The organism is Paraburkholderia sp. BR14320 (assembly GCF_040948665.1).
Lineage (GTDB): Bacteria > Pseudomonadota > Gammaproteobacteria > Burkholderiales > Burkholderiaceae > Paraburkholderia > Paraburkholderia youngii.
The window spans coordinates 13,767-32,115 of the sequence record NZ_JBFPKG010000068.1; the positions used below are offsets into that span (position 1 = coordinate 13,767).

Annotated in this window: 19 protein-coding genes; 6 read left to right on the forward strand and 13 right to left on the reverse strand. The window is 64.4% G+C overall.

Annotation, left to right across the window (positions count from 1 at the left end; translation table 11 throughout):
- Positions 1-59: 59 nt before the first annotated feature.
- Positions 60-1,184: an FUSC family protein gene (locus AB3X89_RS35320; protein ID WP_368587374.1), complete on the forward strand. Its 1,125-nt coding sequence runs from the start codon at positions 60-62 to the stop codon at positions 1,182-1,184.
- Positions 1,185-1,224: 40 nt separating this feature from the next.
- Here AB3X89_RS35320 and AB3X89_RS35325 read toward each other — a convergent pair whose 3' ends face one another.
- The 5 genes from AB3X89_RS35325 to AB3X89_RS35345 all read right to left on the reverse strand — a co-directional run bounded on the left by AB3X89_RS35325 (position 1,225) and on the right by AB3X89_RS35345 (position 6,382).
- Positions 1,225-1,644 (reverse strand): VOC family protein, encoded by a 420-nt coding sequence (locus AB3X89_RS35325; RefSeq protein WP_368587375.1) that lies wholly within the window; start codon positions 1,642-1,644, stop codon positions 1,225-1,227.
- Between the two features lie 224 nt (positions 1,645-1,868).
- Positions 1,869-2,822, reverse strand: a complete 954-nt coding sequence (gene tal / locus AB3X89_RS35330; RefSeq protein ID WP_368587376.1) for a transaldolase — start codon at positions 2,820-2,822, stop codon at positions 1,869-1,871.
- 224 nt (positions 2,823-3,046) lie between these two features.
- A complete protein-coding gene (locus AB3X89_RS35335) occupies positions 3,047-4,267 on the reverse strand; it encodes a benzoate/H(+) symporter BenE family transporter (RefSeq protein WP_368587377.1) in 1,221 nt (406 codons plus the stop codon).
- A gap of 61 nt (positions 4,268-4,328) precedes the next feature.
- The gene (locus AB3X89_RS35340; RefSeq protein ID WP_368587378.1) at positions 4,329-5,504 is read right to left on the reverse strand and encodes a VWA domain-containing protein; all 1,176 of its coding nucleotides are present in this window, start codon (positions 5,502-5,504) and stop codon (positions 4,329-4,331) included.
- A 35-nt stretch (positions 5,505-5,539) separates the two neighbouring features.
- A complete protein-coding gene (locus AB3X89_RS35345; protein ID WP_176109203.1) occupies positions 5,540-6,382 on the reverse strand; it encodes a MoxR family ATPase in 843 nt (280 codons plus the stop codon).
- A gap of 315 nt (positions 6,383-6,697) precedes the next feature.
- Here AB3X89_RS35345 and AB3X89_RS35350 point away from each other — a divergent pair, with 315 nt between their 5' ends.
- Together AB3X89_RS35350 and AB3X89_RS35355 are read left to right on the forward strand one after the other, a co-directional pair.
- Positions 6,698-7,066: a c-type cytochrome gene (locus AB3X89_RS35350; RefSeq protein ID WP_013088844.1), complete on the forward strand. Its 369-nt coding sequence runs from the start codon at positions 6,698-6,700 to the stop codon at positions 7,064-7,066.
- Between the two features lie 45 nt (positions 7,067-7,111).
- Positions 7,112-7,492 carry a cytochrome c gene (locus tag AB3X89_RS35355; RefSeq protein WP_368587379.1) on the forward strand — a complete coding sequence of 127 codons (381 nt, stop codon included), beginning with the start codon at positions 7,112-7,114 and terminating at the stop codon, positions 7,490-7,492.
- A gap of 100 nt (positions 7,493-7,592) precedes the next feature.
- Here the strand turns inward: AB3X89_RS35355 and AB3X89_RS35360 are convergent, their stop codons facing one another.
- From AB3X89_RS35360 to rsxB, 3 genes are all read right to left on the reverse strand, one after another.
- On the reverse strand, positions 7,593-8,027 hold the full coding sequence (locus tag AB3X89_RS35360; protein ID WP_013088846.1) for a DUF1841 family protein: 435 nt from the start codon (positions 8,025-8,027) through the stop codon (positions 7,593-7,595).
- 146 nt (positions 8,028-8,173) lie between these two features.
- Positions 8,174-8,818: an endonuclease III gene (nth, locus tag AB3X89_RS35365; RefSeq protein ID WP_368587380.1), complete on the reverse strand. Its 645-nt coding sequence runs from the start codon at positions 8,816-8,818 to the stop codon at positions 8,174-8,176.
- 43 nt (positions 8,819-8,861) lie between these two features.
- On the reverse strand, positions 8,862-9,767 hold the full coding sequence (gene rsxB / locus AB3X89_RS35370; RefSeq protein ID WP_368587381.1) for an electron transport complex subunit RsxB: 906 nt from the start codon (positions 9,765-9,767) through the stop codon (positions 8,862-8,864).
- 241 nt (positions 9,768-10,008) lie between these two features.
- Between rsxB and AB3X89_RS35375 the strand changes: the two genes are divergently transcribed.
- Positions 10,009-10,641, forward strand: coding sequence for a TetR/AcrR family transcriptional regulator (locus tag AB3X89_RS35375; protein WP_042327581.1), 633 nt, complete (start codon positions 10,009-10,011; stop codon positions 10,639-10,641).
- A gap of 123 nt (positions 10,642-10,764) precedes the next feature.
- Here AB3X89_RS35375 and AB3X89_RS35380 read toward each other — a convergent pair whose 3' ends face one another.
- The 3 genes from AB3X89_RS35380 to AB3X89_RS35390 all read right to left on the reverse strand — a co-directional run bounded on the left by AB3X89_RS35380 (position 10,765) and on the right by AB3X89_RS35390 (position 14,321).
- Positions 10,765-12,042 carry a polyhydroxyalkanoate depolymerase gene (locus tag AB3X89_RS35380; RefSeq protein ID WP_184227669.1) on the reverse strand — a complete coding sequence of 426 codons (1,278 nt, stop codon included), beginning with the start codon at positions 12,040-12,042 and terminating at the stop codon, positions 10,765-10,767.
- A 179-nt stretch (positions 12,043-12,221) separates the two neighbouring features.
- Positions 12,222-14,111: a glycoside hydrolase family 15 protein gene (locus tag AB3X89_RS35385; protein ID WP_368587382.1), complete on the reverse strand. Its 1,890-nt coding sequence runs from the start codon at positions 14,109-14,111 to the stop codon at positions 12,222-12,224.
- Positions 14,112-14,180: 69 nt separating this feature from the next.
- Entirely contained in the window at positions 14,181-14,321 is a 141-nt protein-coding gene (locus AB3X89_RS35390) for a hypothetical protein (protein WP_018431577.1), read from the reverse strand.
- 35 nt (positions 14,322-14,356) lie between these two features.
- Here AB3X89_RS35390 and AB3X89_RS35395 point away from each other — a divergent pair, with 35 nt between their 5' ends.
- Positions 14,357-14,602 carry a hypothetical protein gene (locus AB3X89_RS35395; protein WP_013088852.1) on the forward strand — a complete coding sequence of 82 codons (246 nt, stop codon included), beginning with the start codon at positions 14,357-14,359 and terminating at the stop codon, positions 14,600-14,602.
- Between the two features lie 233 nt (positions 14,603-14,835).
- On the opposite strand, the gene AB3X89_RS35400 is transcribed toward AB3X89_RS35395, so the two are convergent.
- Positions 14,836-14,988: a DUF3096 domain-containing protein gene (locus tag AB3X89_RS35400; RefSeq protein ID WP_075296265.1), complete on the reverse strand. Its 153-nt coding sequence runs from the start codon at positions 14,986-14,988 to the stop codon at positions 14,836-14,838.
- Between the two features lie 265 nt (positions 14,989-15,253).
- Between AB3X89_RS35400 and AB3X89_RS35405 the strand changes: the two genes are divergently transcribed.
- Positions 15,254-16,573: a lactonase family protein gene (locus tag AB3X89_RS35405; RefSeq protein WP_368587383.1), complete on the forward strand. Its 1,320-nt coding sequence runs from the start codon at positions 15,254-15,256 to the stop codon at positions 16,571-16,573.
- Between the two features lie 81 nt (positions 16,574-16,654).
- Here AB3X89_RS35405 and AB3X89_RS35410 read toward each other — a convergent pair.
- A partial coding sequence (locus tag AB3X89_RS35410; RefSeq protein ID WP_368587384.1) for a DNA translocase FtsK occupies positions 16,655-18,349 on the reverse strand: 1,695 nt, incomplete at its 5' end.

Genomic DNA, 18,349 nt, shown 5'->3' on the forward strand with positions numbered 1-18,349 from the left:
CGGGGTACTCCAGGGCAGGATAGCGGAACCGTCCTTTCACGCGTTTGCCGCGCCCCACCATGGCTGCTGCCGATACTCCCACTGTGATCCCCCGCCGCGCGGCGCTGAGCCGGATGGTGCGCGCGGTCACGTCGCCGTATTACCGGTACCGCCACGCGAAGGTGCTGCATAGCCTGCGCGTCGGCCTCGCGATGCTGGTGTCGATTCTGGCGACGACCGGAATCGATATCCCGCACGGCATCTGGTCGTCGGTGACGCTGCTCGTGGTGATCGGCGGCTTGCAGCATCACGGCAATATCCGCAAGAAGGCGGCCGAACGCGCGGCCGGTACGCTGCTCGGTGCGTCGATCGGCCTGTTGCTGATCGTGCAGCAGAACTTCATCGGCTCGCTGCCGCTCACCTATGTGCTGGAGGCGATCATCGCGTCGATCTGCGCGTGGTTCGCGATCGGCTCGTCCGGCTATATCGGGCTTCTGACCGCGATCACGATGTGCATCGTCGCGGGCCACGGCGACAACCTGATCGATGTCGGCCTGTGGCGCACGCTGAACGTGCTGATCGGCATCGTGATCGCGCTGGCGTTTTCGTTCGCGTTTCCGCTGCACGCAACGTATTCGTGGCGCTACGGGCTGGCCGCCAATCTGCGCGAATGCGCTGGCATCTACGCGCGCCTGCTCGACGGCGAGACGATCACCGAAGAAGAGCAGGTCAAGCGCTTTCTGCGGATCAACAAGCGGCTCGTGCAACTGCGCTCGTTGATGCCGTCGGTCGCAAAGGAAATCGACGTGCCGCAGTCGAGGCTCGAGGAGATCCAGCGACTGCATCGCTCGGTGCTCAGCTCGCTCGAACTGCTGGCCACCGGGCCGCTGATGAACGCCGCCGCCGCCGCGCGCAGCGCCTATGCAGCGCATTGCGGCGCCGAGGTGCGGGCCGTGCGCGCGATCCTGTTGTCCACCGCGCGCGGGCTGCGTTTCGGCCGTCCGTCGCGCTTCGGCATTCCGGCCGCGGCGCCGCTCGCGAAGGGGCATGGCGACGTGACCACCGCGTTGCCGCCCGACTGGCAAGGGCCGTACTGGCTCGGTCAGCGGCTCGCGGAGCAGGTGGACCGGCTGCGTGCGCTATTGCTGGAGACCGAGCCGAACTGGACCATCGAGCGGCACGAGCGGGCGACGCGTGGCGGGTAGGTGGTCGAGCGGTCGAACCCAAAGGCTCGGCCGCGAAGCCTCAAGCCTGCGGCGGCAGCGTGACCATCCACATCATGCCGAAGCGATCCACCACCATACCGAAGCCCTTGCTCCAGAACGTTGGCTGGAACGGCATCACGACCTGGCCGCCATCGGCGAGCGCGTTGAAGCATTTTTCCGCCGACGCGCTGTCTTCGACGGTCAGCGACAGGCTGAAGCCATTGAACGGGCCGGCCGCCGGATCGCAGTTGCCGTCGGAAGCCATCCACGTGCTCGAGCCCAGCTGCACGTTCGCGTGCATGATCTTGTCGGCGAGCTCGGGGCGGGGCGGGTTTTGCGCATCGGGTGGCGCGTCCTTGAACAGCATCTTGAAGGTCACCTGGGCGCCGAGTTTGTCGGTGTAGTAGTCGAGCGCTTCCTGGCAACGGCCGTTGAAGAACACGTAGGGCTGAACGTACATGATCGTCTCCTTGGGTCAGGCGTTGGGCGGGCGCCGTCGGTCCTCGCCAGCTCGGGCGGGGAGGGGCGTGCAGTCGATTGTAGTCGCGGCGTAAACGGGGAGCGGCGCTGAGCCGTGAGGTTCAGCGCCGCCTGTCATGGATGGCTTTCGAGCGGAGCGGGCGCAGCGCGGCGAGCGTGAACGTGAGCGTCACTCAGCCCGCCACGTCCGTCGCCCGCGGCACCTCAGCGCAGCGTGTCTATCAGCTTTTCCAGCTTGATTGCGTCCGCGGCGAACGTGCGGATGCCTTCGGCGAGCTTCTCGGTCGCCATCGCGTCGTCGTTGACGAGGAAGCGGAACGACTTTTCGTCGACCGGCACGCGCTCGATGTCCGCTTGGTGCGATGCCTCCGGCGACAGCTTGCGCTCGATCTTGTCGGTGCTGTCGTGCAGTTTTTGCAGCAGGTCCGGGCTGATCGTCAGCAGATCGCAGCCAGCCAGTTCCAGGATCTGCGAGGTCGTGCGGAAGCTCGCGCCCATCACCTCGGTCTTGTAGCCGAACTTCTTGTAGTACGCATAGATGCGGCGCACCGACTTGACGCCCGGATCGTTGGGGCCGCCGTCTTTCGCTTCGTCCCACGCGCTGCCGGCGCTCTTCTTGTACCAGTCGTAGATGCGGCCGACGAACGGCGAGATCAGCTGCGCGCCGGCTTCCGCGCAGGCGGCAGCCTGCGGGAGCGAGAACAGCAGCGTCATGTTGCAGCTGATGCCTTCCTTCTGCAGCACCTCGGCCGCGCGCACGCCTTCCCACGTCGATGCGAGCTTGATCAGCACGCGGTCGCGTTCGATGCCGTGCTCCTTGTACAGCGCGATCAGTTCATGGGCTTTCTTGATCGAACCTTCGATGTCGAACGACAGGCGCGCGTCGACTTCGGTCGACACCCGCCCGGGGATGATCTTCAGGATTTCGGTGCCGAACGCGATCAGCAACTGGTCGATGATCGCACCGACCGGCTTCGACGCATGCGCCTTCACGGTCTTTTCGAGCAGCGGCCGGTAGTCGTCTTTCTGCACGGCCTTCAGAATCAGCGACGGATTAGTGGTCGCATCGCGCGGCTTGTACTGCGCGAGCTGCTGGAAGTCGCCAGTGTCGGCCACCACGGTGGTGTATTGCTTGAGTTGGTCGAGTGCGGTTGTCATGTTCGGGCCTTCAGGGCGCATGTGCGCCGTGGTTCAGGAGAAATGAGGATGCCACCGCGCCGGCTGGACAAAACACAGCAATCAGCCGGCGCCGGCGGCCGCGGGTCAAGCCGCAGCGCGTCCCGCGATGGCGCCGGGAAACGCTGCCGGATACATCTATTCTATGGCGGATCGCCGAGGACGGCATGAACACCGGGTACGGACAGCCGGGCGCGGTGTTCCGTTCACACGCGGCGCGCGTTCAGCACGACTTGCGTGATCACGCCGGCGACGAGCCCCCAGAACGCCGAGCCGATCGACAGCAGCGTGAGCCCCGAGGCGGTCACCATGAACGTGACGAGCGCCGCCTCGCGCTGCCGCGTATCGTGCATCGCATTGGCGAGGCCGCTCATGATCGAGCCGAACAGCGCGAGCGCCGCGACAGAGACGACCAGCTCCTTCGGAAACGCCGCGAACAGCGCGGCGATCGTCGCGCCGAACACGCCCGCGAGCAGATAAAAAATGCCGCCCCATACCGCCGCCGTGTAGCGGCGCGCGGGGTTTTCGTGCGCTTCCGGGCCGGTGCAGATCGCCGCTGTGATCGCCGCAAGATTGATGCCGTGCGAGCCGAACGGCGCGAGCAGCAGCGACGCGACGCCGGTCGTCGCGATCAGCGGCGCGGACGGGGTCGTATAGCCGTCGGCGCGCAGCACCGCGATGCCCGGCACGTTCTGAGAGGCCATCGCGACCACGAACAGCGGAATGCCGATGCTCACGCACGCCGCCACCGAAAACGACGGCATCGTCAGCACCGGATGCGCGAGCGCGACGTGAAAGTGGCTGAAGTCGAGCAGACCGAGGCCGCCGGCGGCTGCCGTGCCGACCACGAGCGTGCTCGGAATCGCGTAACGCGGCGCAAACCGTTTGACGATCAGGTAGGTGAAGAACATCGTCAGCACGAGCGCGGTCTGGTACTGCGCGGCGCGGAAAATCTCGATGCCGATTTCGAACAGGATGCCCGCGAGCAGCGCCGCCGCGAGGCCGGACGGAATCCGCTTCATCAGCGCGTCGAACCAGCCGGTGACGCCGACCAGCGTCAGCAGCGCCGCGCAGAAGATGAACGCGCCGATGGCCTGCGCATACTCGACATGCGGCAGCGACGACACCAGGAGCGCCGCGCCCGGCGTCGACCACGCGATCACGATCGGCGCGCGAAAGCGCAGCGACAGGCCGATCGTACAGAGGCCCATGCCGATCGACAGCGCCCAGATCCACGACGAAATCTGCGCGTCGCTCAGATGCGCGGCCTGGCCCGCCTGGAACATCAGCACGAGCGAGCTCGTGTAGCCGGTCATCGCCGCGACGAAGCCCGCGACGATCGTCGACAGCGACGTATCGGCGAGCGGATTGAAGCGCCTCTGCGGCGCGGCGGCGGGGGACAGTTGGGGCGACGGGGACGAACTCATGCGAAGGCTTTGTTGTTGTGGAAGTTGAAGCGTCGGGACGTGGGTTCCGGAACGACGGGCGTTACTTGCTCAGCACCCGCATGGCCGTCTCCAGGCCCGCGAGCGTCAGCGGATACATGCGGTGGCCCAGCACTTCGCGGATCGCGCTGACCGACTGCCGATACGGCCACAGTGCTTCCGGTTCGGGGTTCAGCCACGCGAAGTGCGGGAAGTGATCGGCGAGCCTGCGCAGCCATACGGCGCCGGCCTCGGCGTTGTTGTACTCGACCGAGCCGCCCGGCTGCAACACTTCGTACGGGCTCATCGTCGCGTCGCCGACGAAGATCAGCTTGTAGTCCGGCGTGAACCTGTGCAGCACGTCCCACGTGGGCGTGCGCTCGGCGTGGCGGCGGCGGTTGTTCTTCCACAGGAAGTCGTACACGCAGTTGTGGAAGTAGTAGAACTCGAGGTGCTTGAACTCGGCCTTCGCGGCGGAGAACAGCTCCTCGGTGCGCTTCACGTGATCGTCCATCGAGCCGCCGACGTCGAGCAGCATCAGCACCTTCACGTTGTTGTGCCGCTCGGGCACCATCTTCAGATCGAGCCAACCGGCGTTCGCGGCGGTGCTGCGGATCGTGTCGGGCAGATCGAGTTCTTCCGCGGCGCCTTCGCGGGCGAAGCGGCGCAAGCGTCGCAGCGCCACCTTGATGTTGCGTGTGCCGATTTCGACCTGGTCGTCGTAGTCGCGGTACGCGCGCGCTTCCCAGACCTTGACGGCGGTGCGATTGCCGGCCGCGTCGCCGCCGATGCGCACCGCCTCGGGGTTATAGCCGCCGTTGCCGAACGGCGACGTGCCGCCCGTGCCGATCCATTTGTTGCCGCCCTCGTGGCGCTCCTTCTGCTCGTCGAACAGTTCCTTCAGACGCTCCATCAGCTTGTCGATGCCGCCCATCGCTTCGATCTGCGCTTTTTCCTCGGGCGACAGATCGCGTTGCAGCTGCTTCTTCAGCCAGTCGAGCGGAATCTCGAACGCGAGCTCCGAGCTCGCCGCGACACCGTTGAAAAAGGCGCCGAACGCCTGGTCGAACTTGTCGAAGTACTGCTCGTCTTTCACGAGCGTGATGCGCGACAAGTAGTAGAACTCGTCGAGCGACGGCGCGATCACGTTGGCCTTCAGCGCTTCGAGCAGTGTCAGGTATTCCTTCACCGAGACCGGCAGTTTGGCGGCGCGCAGCGAGTAGAAGAAGTCGATCAGCATGCTAGGGCCTGGATGTCGTGCGGCACGGTGCCCGCTCAACGGTTGTTGCGGTTCATGAACAGCAGCCGCTCAAACAGGCCCACGTCCTGTTCGTTCTTCAGCAGCGCGCCGTGCAGCGGCGGCACGATCTGCTTGTGGTCGGCCGAGCGCAGCGCTTCGGGCGGAATGTCTTCGGCGAGCAGCAGCTTGAGCCAGTCGAGCAGTTCGGAGGTGGACGGCTTCTTCTTCAGCCCGGCGACGTTGCGCAGTTCGAAGAAGCTCTGCAGCGCGGCGGCGAGCAGATCCTTCTTGATGCCGGGGTAGTGCACGTCGACGATCTGCTGCATCGTCGTCGCGTCCGGAAACTTGATGTAGTGGAAGAAGCAGCGGCGCAGGAACGCGTCGGGCAATTCCTTCTCGTTGTTCGACGTGATGATCACGAGCGGGCGATGCTTCGCGCGCACCAGTTCGCGCGTCTCGTACACGTAGAACTCCATGCGGTCGAGTTCGCGCAGCAGGTCGTTCGGGAATTCGATGTCGGCCTTGTCGATCTCGTCGATCAGCAGCACGCTCTGCTCGTCCGATTCGAACGCCTGCCACAGCACGCCCTTGACAATGTAGTTGCGGATGTCCTTCACGCGTTCGTCGCCGAGCTGCGAATCGCGCAGACGCGACACCGCGTCGTATTCGTACAAGCCCTGCTGGGCCTTGGTGGTCGACTTGATGTGCCATTGCAAGAGCGGCATGCCGAGCGCGGCGGCGACTTCCTCGGCGAGCATGGTCTTTCCGGTGCCGGGCTCGCCCTTGATCAGGAGCGGACGCTTGAGCGTCATCGCGGCGTTGACCGCGAGCTTGAGGTCGTCGGTGGCGACGTACTGCGATGAGCCTTCGAAACGCATGGCGAGATGCTCTTGTGCGGGAAAAAACCCAGTATAAGTCAGAAGGCCTGTTGGCCTGAAACCGGCTCACGTATGGTGTGAGCCGCGCCGGGTAGACGCGCTGGTGCCGCTGTGGCGTCATCGTGAAGCCGCCGCGAGCAGGGCGCGCGGCCCGTCCAGACGGGCGTTGCGCGGCTCCCGCGCGTTGTGGACGTTCGGCGCGGCGTCGCGGTACAATGGGCCCGATTTTTTTGGCCTGCGTGGCCACCTTATAAGAAGAACGGCCGGACCGCTGCCTTTGTGGGCACCCGTTTCCCCTCAAGCCAGGTTACATCTATGAATAAATTCGTCGGCAAACACGTCGTGATCGCAGCGCTGTCGGTGCTCGCGGGGTACGCGGTCAGTGCGCAGGCAGCGGATGTCGTAGGCAACGCCAAGGCGGGCCAGGACAAGGTCGCGATGTGTATCGGCTGCCACGGCATCCCTGAATACCGCACGGCTTATCCAGAGGTTTTCCGCGTGCCGAAGCTCGGCGGGCAAAATCAGGCCTACCTCGAGATCGCGCTGCGCGCCTACAAGAAGGGCGACCGCCATTTCGACACGATGCACGCGATCGCGACCTCGCTGTCGGATCAGGACATTGCCGACATTGCCGCCTACTACGCAGCGCAAACTGCCGCTTCGAAAAACAATCCCGACAAGTGATCGGCGTCGGTCACAGTACATCCAATTCGCGGGATAGGAGATTTCATGATCAAGCCCCAACAGGCACTCCACACGGTATTCAAGGCCGTCGGCGCGGCGGCGGTAATCGGTCTGGCCATGGCGAACGTCGCGCACGCGGCTGACGCGGGCAACGGCAAGGTGCTCGCCGACAGTCATAACTGCGCGGCCTGCCACGGTCCCGGCCTGAACAAGCCGGTGAGCCCGGAGTATCCGAAGCTGGCCGGTCAGCACTCCGACTATGTGTACTGGGCGCTGCGTCAGTACCAGATGGGCACCGGCAATCCGCACCTCGGCCGCAACAACCCGATCATGCAGGCACAGGTGCAGAGCCTGTCGCTAGGCGACATGAAGGACATCGCCGCTTACGTCGAATCGCTGGAAGGCGACCTCGTGCAGAAGAAGTAAGCGTAGGGCGCGGGTTTCGCGCCGCGGCTTCAAAAGCAAAACACCCCGCCTTGGCGGGGTGTTTTGCTTTGAGGCCATCGAGCCGGGGTTTCCAGCCGCTTCAGTCGCGCGTCGCGCGCCGTTCGATACGCTGCAAATACGCGTCCGTGTCCGGCGGCGTGCCGGTGCGCTGCGCTTCCCAGATGGTTTCGCCGAGGCAGTCCATGATCGCGTGCTGCGCCTCGTGCGTCGAGCCGAGGCGTGCGGCGAGCCGCTCATGGGCGGCGCGAATGCCGGGCGGCTGGTCGATCGACAGTTGTTCGGAGATCGCCAGATGCATCGACAGGTGCAGGAACGGATTGGTCTGGCCGCGTTCCGGCGAATAGTCCTGCGCCTGGGCAGCGGGGGCGTCTGCGAGGTCGGCGTGATATTCCGGATGCTCGACGATCCAATCGGCGGCGATCGCCTCGAGCGGCGTCAGAATCTCGCCTTGGCGCTGTTTGCGCCAGGTGTCGGTGAAAAAGAGGCGAACTTCGTCGCGGCTGGGATTGAACATCGTGGAACCGGTGCGTGGGAGTGGGGTGTGCGCGGAGCGCGACGGCGTGTGTACGCAGTGCGCACTGCGTGTAAAGCATCATTTTACGCGGCGGCCGTTCGGGCTGCAGGCGCGCTGCGCGGTCTGCGGTTTCGAGTGGGCCGCCGTTAAAGATCGGGCGGCGGAGTCTTCGGCCGGAACTCGCACAGCGGCTCGATCACGCAATGCCAGCATTCCGGCCGGCGCGCCTTGCACACGTACCGTCCATGCAGGATCAGCCAGTGGTGCGCATCCTTCCTGAATTCGGCGGGCGTGAATTTTTCGAGGGCCGCTTCGACCGCGCGCACGTCCTTGCCGGGCGCGAGGCCGGTGCGGTTCGCGACGCGGAAAATGTGCGTGTCGACCGCGATGGTCGGATGGCCGAACGCGGTGTTCAGGATCACGTTGGCCGTTTTGCGGCCGACACCCGGCAGCCCTTCGAGGGCCTCGCGATCCTCGGGCACCTCGCCGCCGTACTGGTCGAGCAGGATGCGGCAGGTCGCGATCACGTTCTTCGCCTTCGTGCGATACAGGCCGATCGTCTTGATATAGCTCGCGACACCTTCCTCACCGAGTTCCAACACCTTCTGCGGCGTGTTCGCGACCGGGAACATCCTGCGCATCGCCTTGTTGACCGACACGTCGGTTGCTTGTGCCGACAGCAGCACCGCGATCAGCAGCTCGAACGGTGTCGTGTACTCGAGCTCGGTGGTCGGGTGCGGATTCAGGCTCTGAAGCGTTTCGTAGATCGCGCGGCGTTTGTTCGCGTTCATGCGGAGCGGGTCCGTGTGGGTGGGAAGGTTGCGCCGGGGGCGGTCAGCGCGCGCTCGGCGGCGAGCCGGACGGCGGCTTTGAATCATCGGACTCGTTCGACGACGGCTCCGAGCCGTGTGTGTCGTCGCCGCTGGCAAGACCGAGACGGCGGCGGCGCGCTTCGGCGGCGTCGATCTGCGCCTGCACGTCGGCGCTGACGTTCTCGGTGTTCAGCGGTCCCTGGCCTTTCGCGGCCATTTCTTCTTTCTTCTTGCGCGCGCGTTCGAGCGCGGCCTGGATGATCGCGCGTTTCTTCGCTTCGGCGTCGTCCGCGATCGGGGCGGCGGGGGCCTCGGACGGCGTTGTCGCGCCGCTCGCTGGAGCCGCGCCCGACGCGGCCGCCCCCGGCGGGCTCGCACTCGCGGCTCGCCGCGCCGCAGCACGCGCTTCGGCGGCGTCGCGCTCGCGCGCGAGACGGCTCTCGTGGCGGTTATGACGCGCCCGCGCCGCGTCTGCCTCGCTCTGGCTCCATGCATCCCAGCCGGTGGCCTCGCCGGTCACGGGCAGCATCGCGATGCAGTCGACGGGGCAGGGCGGCACGCACAGGTCGCAGCCGGTGCAGAGTTCGGCGACCACGGTGTGCATCTGTTTCGGTGCGCCAACTATCGCGTCGACCGGACACGCCTGCATGCATAGCGTGCAGCCGATGCACACCTGTTCGTCGATAACCGCCAAGGGGCGCGGACGTTCGACGCCATTGGCGGAATTGAGCGGAATCACCGGCTTGCCGAGCAGCGCGGCGAGGCGCGCGATCCCCTGGGCACCGCCAGGCGGGCACTGGTTATAGTTCGCCTCGCCACTGGCGACGGCTTCGGCATACGGACGGCATGCGGGATAACCGCACTTCGTGCATTGCGTTTGGGGGAGCAGATCTTCGATGCGATCCGCGAGTGTTTTGACGTCTGTCACGGTTACGGCGCGGGGGTTTGCCGTGCGATCGCACGACCTGAACTAAATAGCACATTATCGCCGATTTCCCGGATTGCCATTCGCAATCCATGTGCCATAATCGAAGCGCTTCATTCGAAAGACCGCAGAAAAGGGTGTGTTTCCCAACCACGACGCGCCCGCTAAACGCCGCCAAAAAAGAGGCTCGAGGAGAGGCCGGCGGCGCGATCCGGATAACGCGGCTCACGAAGACGATGCCACCATGAATCAGCCGAAAATCAAAAGAGATCCTGAAGGCACGAGGCGCCGCATTTTGCTTGCGGCGGCGGAAGAGTTTGCAAATGGAGGACTGTTCGGCGCACGAGTCGATCAGATCGCTCGCCGCGCCGAAACCAATGAACGAATGCTCTATTACTACTTCGGTAGCAAGGAGCAGCTATTCACCGCGGTACTCGAGCACGCGTTCAGCGCACTCAATGAAGCGGAACGCACGCTCGAACTCAACGGGGTCGCGCCCGTCGAGGCGGTTACGCGTCTCGCGCATTTCGTGTGGGACTACTACCGCGATCATCCCGAGTTATTGAGGCTCATCAACAACGAGAATCTGCATGAAGCACGCTACATGCAGAAATCGACGCGCATACGCGAAATGATTTCGCCGATCGTCGCCACGCTCGGCGGCATCCTCGAACGCGGGCAACGCGCGGGGTTGTTTCGCACGAACGTCGACCCATTGCGTTTTTACGTGACGCTTTCGGGCATGGGTTACTACATCGTGTCGAACCGCTTCACGCTCGAAGCGACGCTCGGGCGCGATTTCAGCAGCGCCGCCGAACGCAGCGAGGTGATTCAGATGAATACCGAACTGCTGCTCGCGTACCTGTTGAGAAAGTAACGGCCCGTGCGGCGGTGATCATTGCCGCGGCCAAACATCAGTATCACGAATAAAGCGCGATAAAAAAGCCAACGGCCTCGAAGGAGACCGTTGGCTTTTTATATGCTATTGCAAGTTTAATGCTCAGGCTTCGACTTTTTCTTTAGCCGTTTTTGCGGTCTTGTTGTGCTCGAGAATGAAGTCGCGCAATTGCGGGTAAATGATCGTGCGCCAGCGGCGGCCCGAGAAAATGCCGTAGTGGCCGCATTTCTCCGCGGTGAAGTGACGCTTGTTCTTCGCCGCAATGCCGCTGCACAGGTCGTGCGCCGCGTAGGTCTGGCCGTCGCCGGAAATATCGTCGAGTTCGCCTTCGATCGTAAACAGCGCGGTCGTCGTGATGTCTTGCGGCCGTACCGGTTCGCCGTTGACGACCCACGTGCCCTCGGCAAGACGGAATTCCTGGAACACGACGCGGATCGTGTCGAGGTAATAGTCGGCATCCATGTCGAGCACCGCGTTGTACTCGTCGTAGAAGCGGCGGTGCGCTTCGGCGTCGTCCTCGTCGCCGCGCAGCAGGCTCTGGTAGAAATCCCAGTGCGATGCCGCGTGACGCTCCGGATTCATCGCGACGAAGCCGGTGTGCTGCAGGAAGCCCGGATAGACCTTGCGGCCCGTACCCGGATAGTTCGGCGGCACCGTGAAGATCACGTTGTTCTCGAACCATTCGTACGAATGCTGCGTGGCGAGCGAATTGACCGAGGTCGGGCTTTTGCGCGCGTCGATCGGGCCGCCCATCATCGTCATCGTGCGCGGCGTGTCCTCGCCGCGGCTCGCCATCAGCGAAATGGCGGCGAGCACCGGCACGGTCGGCTGGCACACCGAGATCACGTGCAGATTCTTCGCGCCGATATGGCGAATGAATTCCTGGATATACGCGATGTAGTCGTTCAGACCGAACCAGCCGGCCTCGAGTGGCACCATGCGCGCGTCGATCCAGTCGGTGATGTAGACCTTGTGGTCTTGCAGCAACGTGCGCACGGTGTCGCGCAGCAGCGTGGCGTGGTGTCCTGACAACGGTGCGCAAACCAGCACGACCGGTTCGTCTTTCAACTGGCTGACGGCTTCGCTGTCGTCAGCGAAGCGCTTGAAGCGCATCAGACGGCAGAAAGGCTTTTCGATGATCGTCTGCTCGACGATCGGAATGTTATGTCCGTCCTTAACGATCTGATGAATGTTGAACTCGGGCTTTTCATAATCCTTGCCGAGCCGGTAAAGCAGTTCGTAGCCGGCGGACAGGCGCGTGGCGCCCGGCACGTAGGCTAACGGACTGGCCGGATTCGCAAATGATTTCGATGCGGCCTGGGCCCAGGCGGTGAGGGGGCTCAAGATCGCCCGGCTGAATTCGTGCAGTTGATAGAGCATGTTTGCTCCGTTTTAAGCGGTTCGCATTGGGCTTCGCAAACACGCGTGAAGCGTTGCGGCGGGCCATTGTGGTTGTGGGCACATTGTTGTTGGCCGACAGTCGGATCGATAATATCGAACAAAGCAATCTTGTGCAATGCAACAATTCTCGCATTCAGTGTACGCAAGCTGTCACGGCGTCATGCTAGTGGCGATGCTGCTCCGCCGCTATCAGGGCTTGCCTGAGCCTCAAGCTCCATCGAGCGCATGCCGTTATGTGCCGGATGGCCGGTCGCCTGCGCCATCTCCTGCTCGTGCTTCATCAGGTTCAGGCCGGTGTGCACGAGTGCCACGTGCGAGAACGCCTGCGGAAAATTGCCGACCAGACGTTTTTCGGCCGGATCGTACTCCTCGGACAGCAGGCCTACGTCGTTGCACAGCGCGAGCAGCCGCTCGTACATCTCGATCGCTTCCTGCACGCGCCCCTGCAGCGCGAGGTTATCCACCATCCAGAACGAACACGCAAGAAAGGTGCCTTCTCCGGGCGGCAGGCCGTCATCGTATTCGTTGGTGCGGTAGCGCATCACGAAGCCGCCATGCATCAGGTCCCGCTCGATTGCCTCGACGGTGCCCTTGATGCGCGGGTCCTGCGGCGGCAGGAAGGCGACCAGCGGCATCAGCAGCACGCTCGCGTCGAGCTGGTCGCTGCCGTAGTACTGCGAGAACGCGTTCAGCTTCGGATTCCACGCCTTCTCGCAGACCTCGGCGTGGATCGTGTCGCGCGTCGCGCGCCATTCGTCGAGCGGGCCGTCGAGCTTGAACATTTCGGCCGAGCGGATCGCGCGGTCGAACGCGACCCACGCCATCACCTTCGAAAAGGTGAAATGCTCGCGGCCGCCGCGAGTCTCCCAGATGCCTTCGTCGGGTTCGCGCCAGATCGTGGTCAGATGCTCAAGCATCGCGCGCTGCACGCTCCACGCGGTGACGTCCGCCTGCAGGCCGCCCACGCGCGCGAGATGCAGCGCGTTCATCACTTCGCCATAGACGTCGAGCTGACGCTGCCCGACCGCGTTGTTGCCGATGCGCACCGGTTTCGCGCCCTCGTAGCCGGGCAGCCAGTCGATTTCGGATTCGGGCAGGCGTCGCTCGCCGGCGATGCCGTACATGATCTGCAACTGGTCCGGCGCGCCCGCCATCACGCGGCCGAGCCAGCTGCGCCAGGCGCGCGCTTCGTCGTAGTAGCCGCCGCGCATCATCGCGAGCAGCGTGATGGTCGCGTCGCGCAGCCAGCAGTATCGATAGTCCCAGTTGCGCGTGCCGCCGAGCTTCTCCGGCAGCGACGTGGTAGGCGCCGCGACGATGCCGCCGGTCGGCTCGTAGGCGAGCGCGCGCAGTGTGATCAGCGAACGGCGGATCGGCTCGGCCCAGCGTCCTTCGACGGTGCCGCGCGCCGCCCATTCGAGCCAGTGGTTCTCGGTGCGCGCGAGCGACGTGTGCGGGTCGCGCGCGGGAGGAATGCGCAGATGCGACGCCGCATACGCGAGCGAGAACGGCACGCGCTCGCCCTCGGTCACCGTGAATTCCGCGACGGTCTTCATATCTTCGCCGTGCAGTTCGACCGGCGTGCGCAGCACCGCGTTGTCGGGGCCGACGATCGCCTTGATGCCGCTGTCGTGCTTGAGCTTGTCGACCCACGGAATCGAGAAGCCGTAGTCGAAGCGCAGCACGAGTTCCATCTTCATGCGCACGGTGCCGCGCTTGCCGACGACGATGCGGATCAGCTCGGACCAGCCGTTGCCGGGCGGCATGAAATCGATCAGCGTGACCGCGCCGTCGGGTGTTTCGAAGTCGGTTTCGAGGATCAGCGTTTCACCGCGATAGCGCCGCGTGATGGTCCACGCGCCGTGCTCGCCCTGGGTGGCGGGGGCGATCTGCCAGCGGCCGTTGTCGGGCGTGCCGAGCAGCGCGGCGAAGCAGGCGCCCGAGTCGAAGCGCGGCCAGCAGAGCCAGTCGACGGAACCGTCGCGGGAGATGAGCGCGGCGGTATGGCCGTCGCCGATGAGTGCGTAGTCTTCGAGGTGTGCAGGCATGGAAAGCGTGTCGAAAAACGAGTCGTTATTACGGACGGCGACAGTAGCCGCGCTTCGAGTGGGAGTTAATTACCGGACCACGATCGGCAGTGTTTGGTTCACCGCATAGTGCGGCAAAACGCGGGTTGGAAAATTGTCAAATCCATGCATAAAATCAAAGTTCATGCCGATGTCCGGTGACCTGCCGGACTGCGAATCGGCCTTGCTCATGGCGCATGCAGACGCCGTTTCCGAGGACGAAAGCCATGCTGAACCCTTCGAAATCCGATTGCATCACGATTCTCTCGGCCGCCAGCCAGCTTGCCGGCGACTCCATGCTGCCACTCGATCATGGGCGGCTCGGCCTGAGCCGCAATGGCATGCTGGCTGCCGCGTCCTTCCTGGTCGAACGGGCCTGCTTCCGGCGCTATCAGCAGAATGCCGATCATTATGCGGTCGGCGCGCTGTCGTTGCAGGGGCGCTTGCGCCTCGAACAGCTGGCGAACGGTTGAGCGGCGGCGCCGGGCGTTCGTAGCGCGGGTTGCTCGCGTATCCGCATCTTCGCGCCGCGTTACGTCGATTGTTCGCGTGGCGCGATGCCCGCTTTCCGCCTGTGTCAACCGCGTGACGTAGGCCGCGCTTTCATGCGTGCGAGTGCCGCTGGCACCGCGCGAACCTCCTTTTCCCGCAAACTGATCCCGATACCGGGCGCAAATACCGCGCCCGGCATTGCGTCGCCTGGCGCTTACAGATGCGACGAGCCCACGCCGAAGATCCCGATGACGCCGATGATGATCAGGTAAAGCGCGACGATGTAGTTCAACAGGCGCGGCATGATCAGAATCAGAATGCCGGCGATCAGCGAAACGAGCGGGCCCAGGCTGAGAGTGACGTTCATGGAGACTCCGTGGTTGACACGCGTGATGCGCGATTGAGAAAACGCTTGAAAAACGCCCCGGCTTGCGGGACCAAAGCCGCTGGCGCAGCCCGCACGTCAGCGGTGGATTCACTGCATGATCCGACCTAACGCTCTTATACTGACTTCGACAATAAAACGCGGAACGACGCTCGATTGGCGGCGCGGCAGACCAGACACCGTTATAACCGCTCGTACCCCGGCTCGTACGCGAGCCCGTACAGACAACCGATGTCGAGGAGGTCTCATGCTTCACCGTCGCCGTGCCGCCGGGTGTGTTGCCGCGCGCCCAGTTCCGACTTCCGCTTTTACTTCTGTTCTTGCCAGTGTTGCCGTACGCGGTTCGGGTCCGCGTGGCGCGGACCGCGTCGCCCGTTCGATGATAAAAGGTTTCCTGCTCATGGTTTCGATGCTTGCTTCGCACGCGTATGCGCAAGATTCTGGCCCGGTCCCCGCGGACGGCGTCTATACGATGCTGGTCGGCACTTACACCAGCGGCAGGAGCGAGGGCATCTACGTCTTTCGCTTCGACACGAAGACCGGCGCGGCGACCCAGGTGTCGGTCGCGCAGACGGTCAATCCGTCGTTTCTGGTCGTGAGCCGCGACCGCCGCTTCGTCTATTCGGTCAACGAACTGCCCGGCGACAATGGCCCGGCCACGCAGCGCGGCAACATCAGCGCGTTCGGCTTCGATGCCGCGCGCGGCCAGCTGACGTTTCTGAACAAGGTGTCGTCCGATGGCAATGACCCGTGCTATCTGAGCATCTCGCCGGACGGCAAATATCTGCTGACCGCGAACTATTCCGTCGCGCCCGACCCGGGCGGCAGCTTCGCGGTGTTTCCGCTGCAGGCGAACGGCCAGGTGGGCGCCTCGGTGCAGACCGTGCATCACGAGGGTGGCGGGCCGGTGAAAGGGCGACAGGACAACTCGCACGTGCATTCGAACGTGTTCTCGCCTGACGGCCACTATCTGTTCGCGCAGGATCTCGGCGCCGACAAGCTGTACTCGTACCGTTACGCGCCGCAGAGCAGCGCCGGCGCGGGCCCGTTCGTCGTGACGGACTGGGGCTATGCGCAGCAGAAAGCCGGCACGGGTCCACGCCATCTGATCTTCAGCGCGAACGGCAGGCACGCCTATCTGACGAGCGAACTCGCGGCGACCGTCAGCACGTTCGACTACGACGACGGCAGACTGAAGCTCGTGCAGACGTTGCCATTGAGCGAGCCCGGCTTCAAGGGGCAGGTGGCCGCGGCGGCGATCCACATGTCGCCGGACGGACGCTTCGTGTATGCGTCCAATCGCGGCGACGCGAACGAGATCGTGATCTTCTCGGTCGATCCCGCCAATGGGCATCTGAAGCAGATCGGGCGGCAGTCGAGCCTCGGCAAATCGCCGCGCGAGTTCACCATCGATCCGACCGGCAACTGGCTGATCGTCGGCAATCAGTTGAGCGACACGGTCTACGTGTTCAAGCGCGATCAGCAGACGGGGCTGCTCGATCCAAATCCGAAGCAGCATTTCGAGCTCGGCGCGCCGGTGGATTTCAAGCTGGTGTCGCCGTCGTAACGCACGGCACGCGCGGGTAAAGAAAAACGGACAGCTCACGTCGTGAGGCTGTCCGTTTTTTCATTGCGGTTCAGCGCGCGTTCATTCCGCCGGCCCCGGCGCCAGCACCTCGCGGCTGCCGTTGATGCTCATCGCCGACACGAGCCCGGCCGTCTCCATCTGCTCGACGAGCCGCGCCGCGCGGTTATAGCCGATGCGCAATTGCCGCTGCACCGATGAGATCGACGCGCGCCGCGTGCGCACGACGAACGCGACCGCTTCGTCGTACAGCGGATCGGCTTCCGCATCCGGCGCTTCGCCGAACAGGTCCTGGGCCGCGCCGCCATCGGTGGCCGGGCCGTCTAGAATGCCTTCCTCGTATTGCGGCTCGCCGAACTGCTTCAGATACTCGACGATCGCATGCACCTCCTCGTCGGCGACGAACGCGCCGTGCACGCGCTGCGGGTAGCCCGTGCCCGGCGGCAGGAACAGCATGTCGCCCTGGCCGAGCAGCGACTCGGCGCCCATCTGATCGAGAATCGTGCGCGAGTCGATCTTCGACGACACCTGGAACGCGACGCGCGTCGGAATGTTCGCCTTGATCAGACCGGTGATCACGTCGACAGAGGGCCGCTGCGTCGCGAGAATCAGATGGATGCCGGCCGCGCGCGCTTTCTGCGCGAGCCGCGCGATCAGTTCCTCGATCTTCTTGCCAGCGACCATCATCAGGTCGGCGAGCTCGTCGATGACGACGACGATCAGCGGCAGCGGCGCGAGCGGCTCGGGTGCATCGGGCGTCAGCGAGAACGGGTTGCCGAGCTTCTTGCCCTTCGCCTCGGTGTCGCGGATCTTCTGGTTGAAGCCGGCGAGATTGCGCACGCCGACCGCCGACATCAGCCGGTAGCGCTTCTCCATTTCGCCGACGCACCAGTTCAGCGCATTGGCCGCGAGCTTCATGTCGGTGACGACCGGTGCGAGCAGATGCGGAATCCCTTCGTAGACCGAAAGCTCGAGCATCTTTGGGTCGATCATGATCAGGCGCACTTCCTCGGGCGTCGCCTTGAACAGCAGCGAGCAGATCATCGCGTTGATCGCGACCGACTTGCCCGAACCGGTCGTGCCGGCCACCAGCATGTGCGGCGCCTTCGCGAGATCGGCGACGACCGGATGGCCGGTGATGTCCTTGCCCATCGCGAGCGTCAGTTGCGAGTGCGAGTTCTGGTAGACGCTCGCTTCGAGGATCTCGGAGAGCCGGATCGTCTGCCGCTTCGCGTTCGGCAGTTCGAGGCCCATGCAGGTCTTGCCGGGAATCGTTTCGACCACGCGGATCGACGTGAGGCCGAGACCGCGCGACAGGTCCTTCATCAGACCGACGATCTGGCTGCCGCGCACGCCGAGCGCCGGTTCGACTTCGAAGCGCGTGATGACCGGACCGGCCGATGCGCCGACCACCGTCACCGGCACCTTGAATTCCTGCAGACGCTGCTCGATTAGCTGACCGGTTTCGCGGAGCTTTTCGTCCGAGATCGGTTCGACGTCGGCGTCGGCGGGGGCGAGCAGATCGAGCGTCGGCAGTTCGACCATCGAGGCGGCCGGCGCATGGAATTCGAAGCCGTTGACCGGCATATGGCCGCGCAGCGGCGCGCGGGCGGTGGGCTCGCTGGCGGGTTGGGCCTGCGGTTGCGGTGCGGGCGCGGGAGCGGGCGACGGTTCGGCTGCCGGTGTGTTCGTGGCAGGCGTTGCGTTTGCGCCGATCGAAGGCTCGATGCTGGTCGCCGGCGCCGCAAAGCCCGGGAA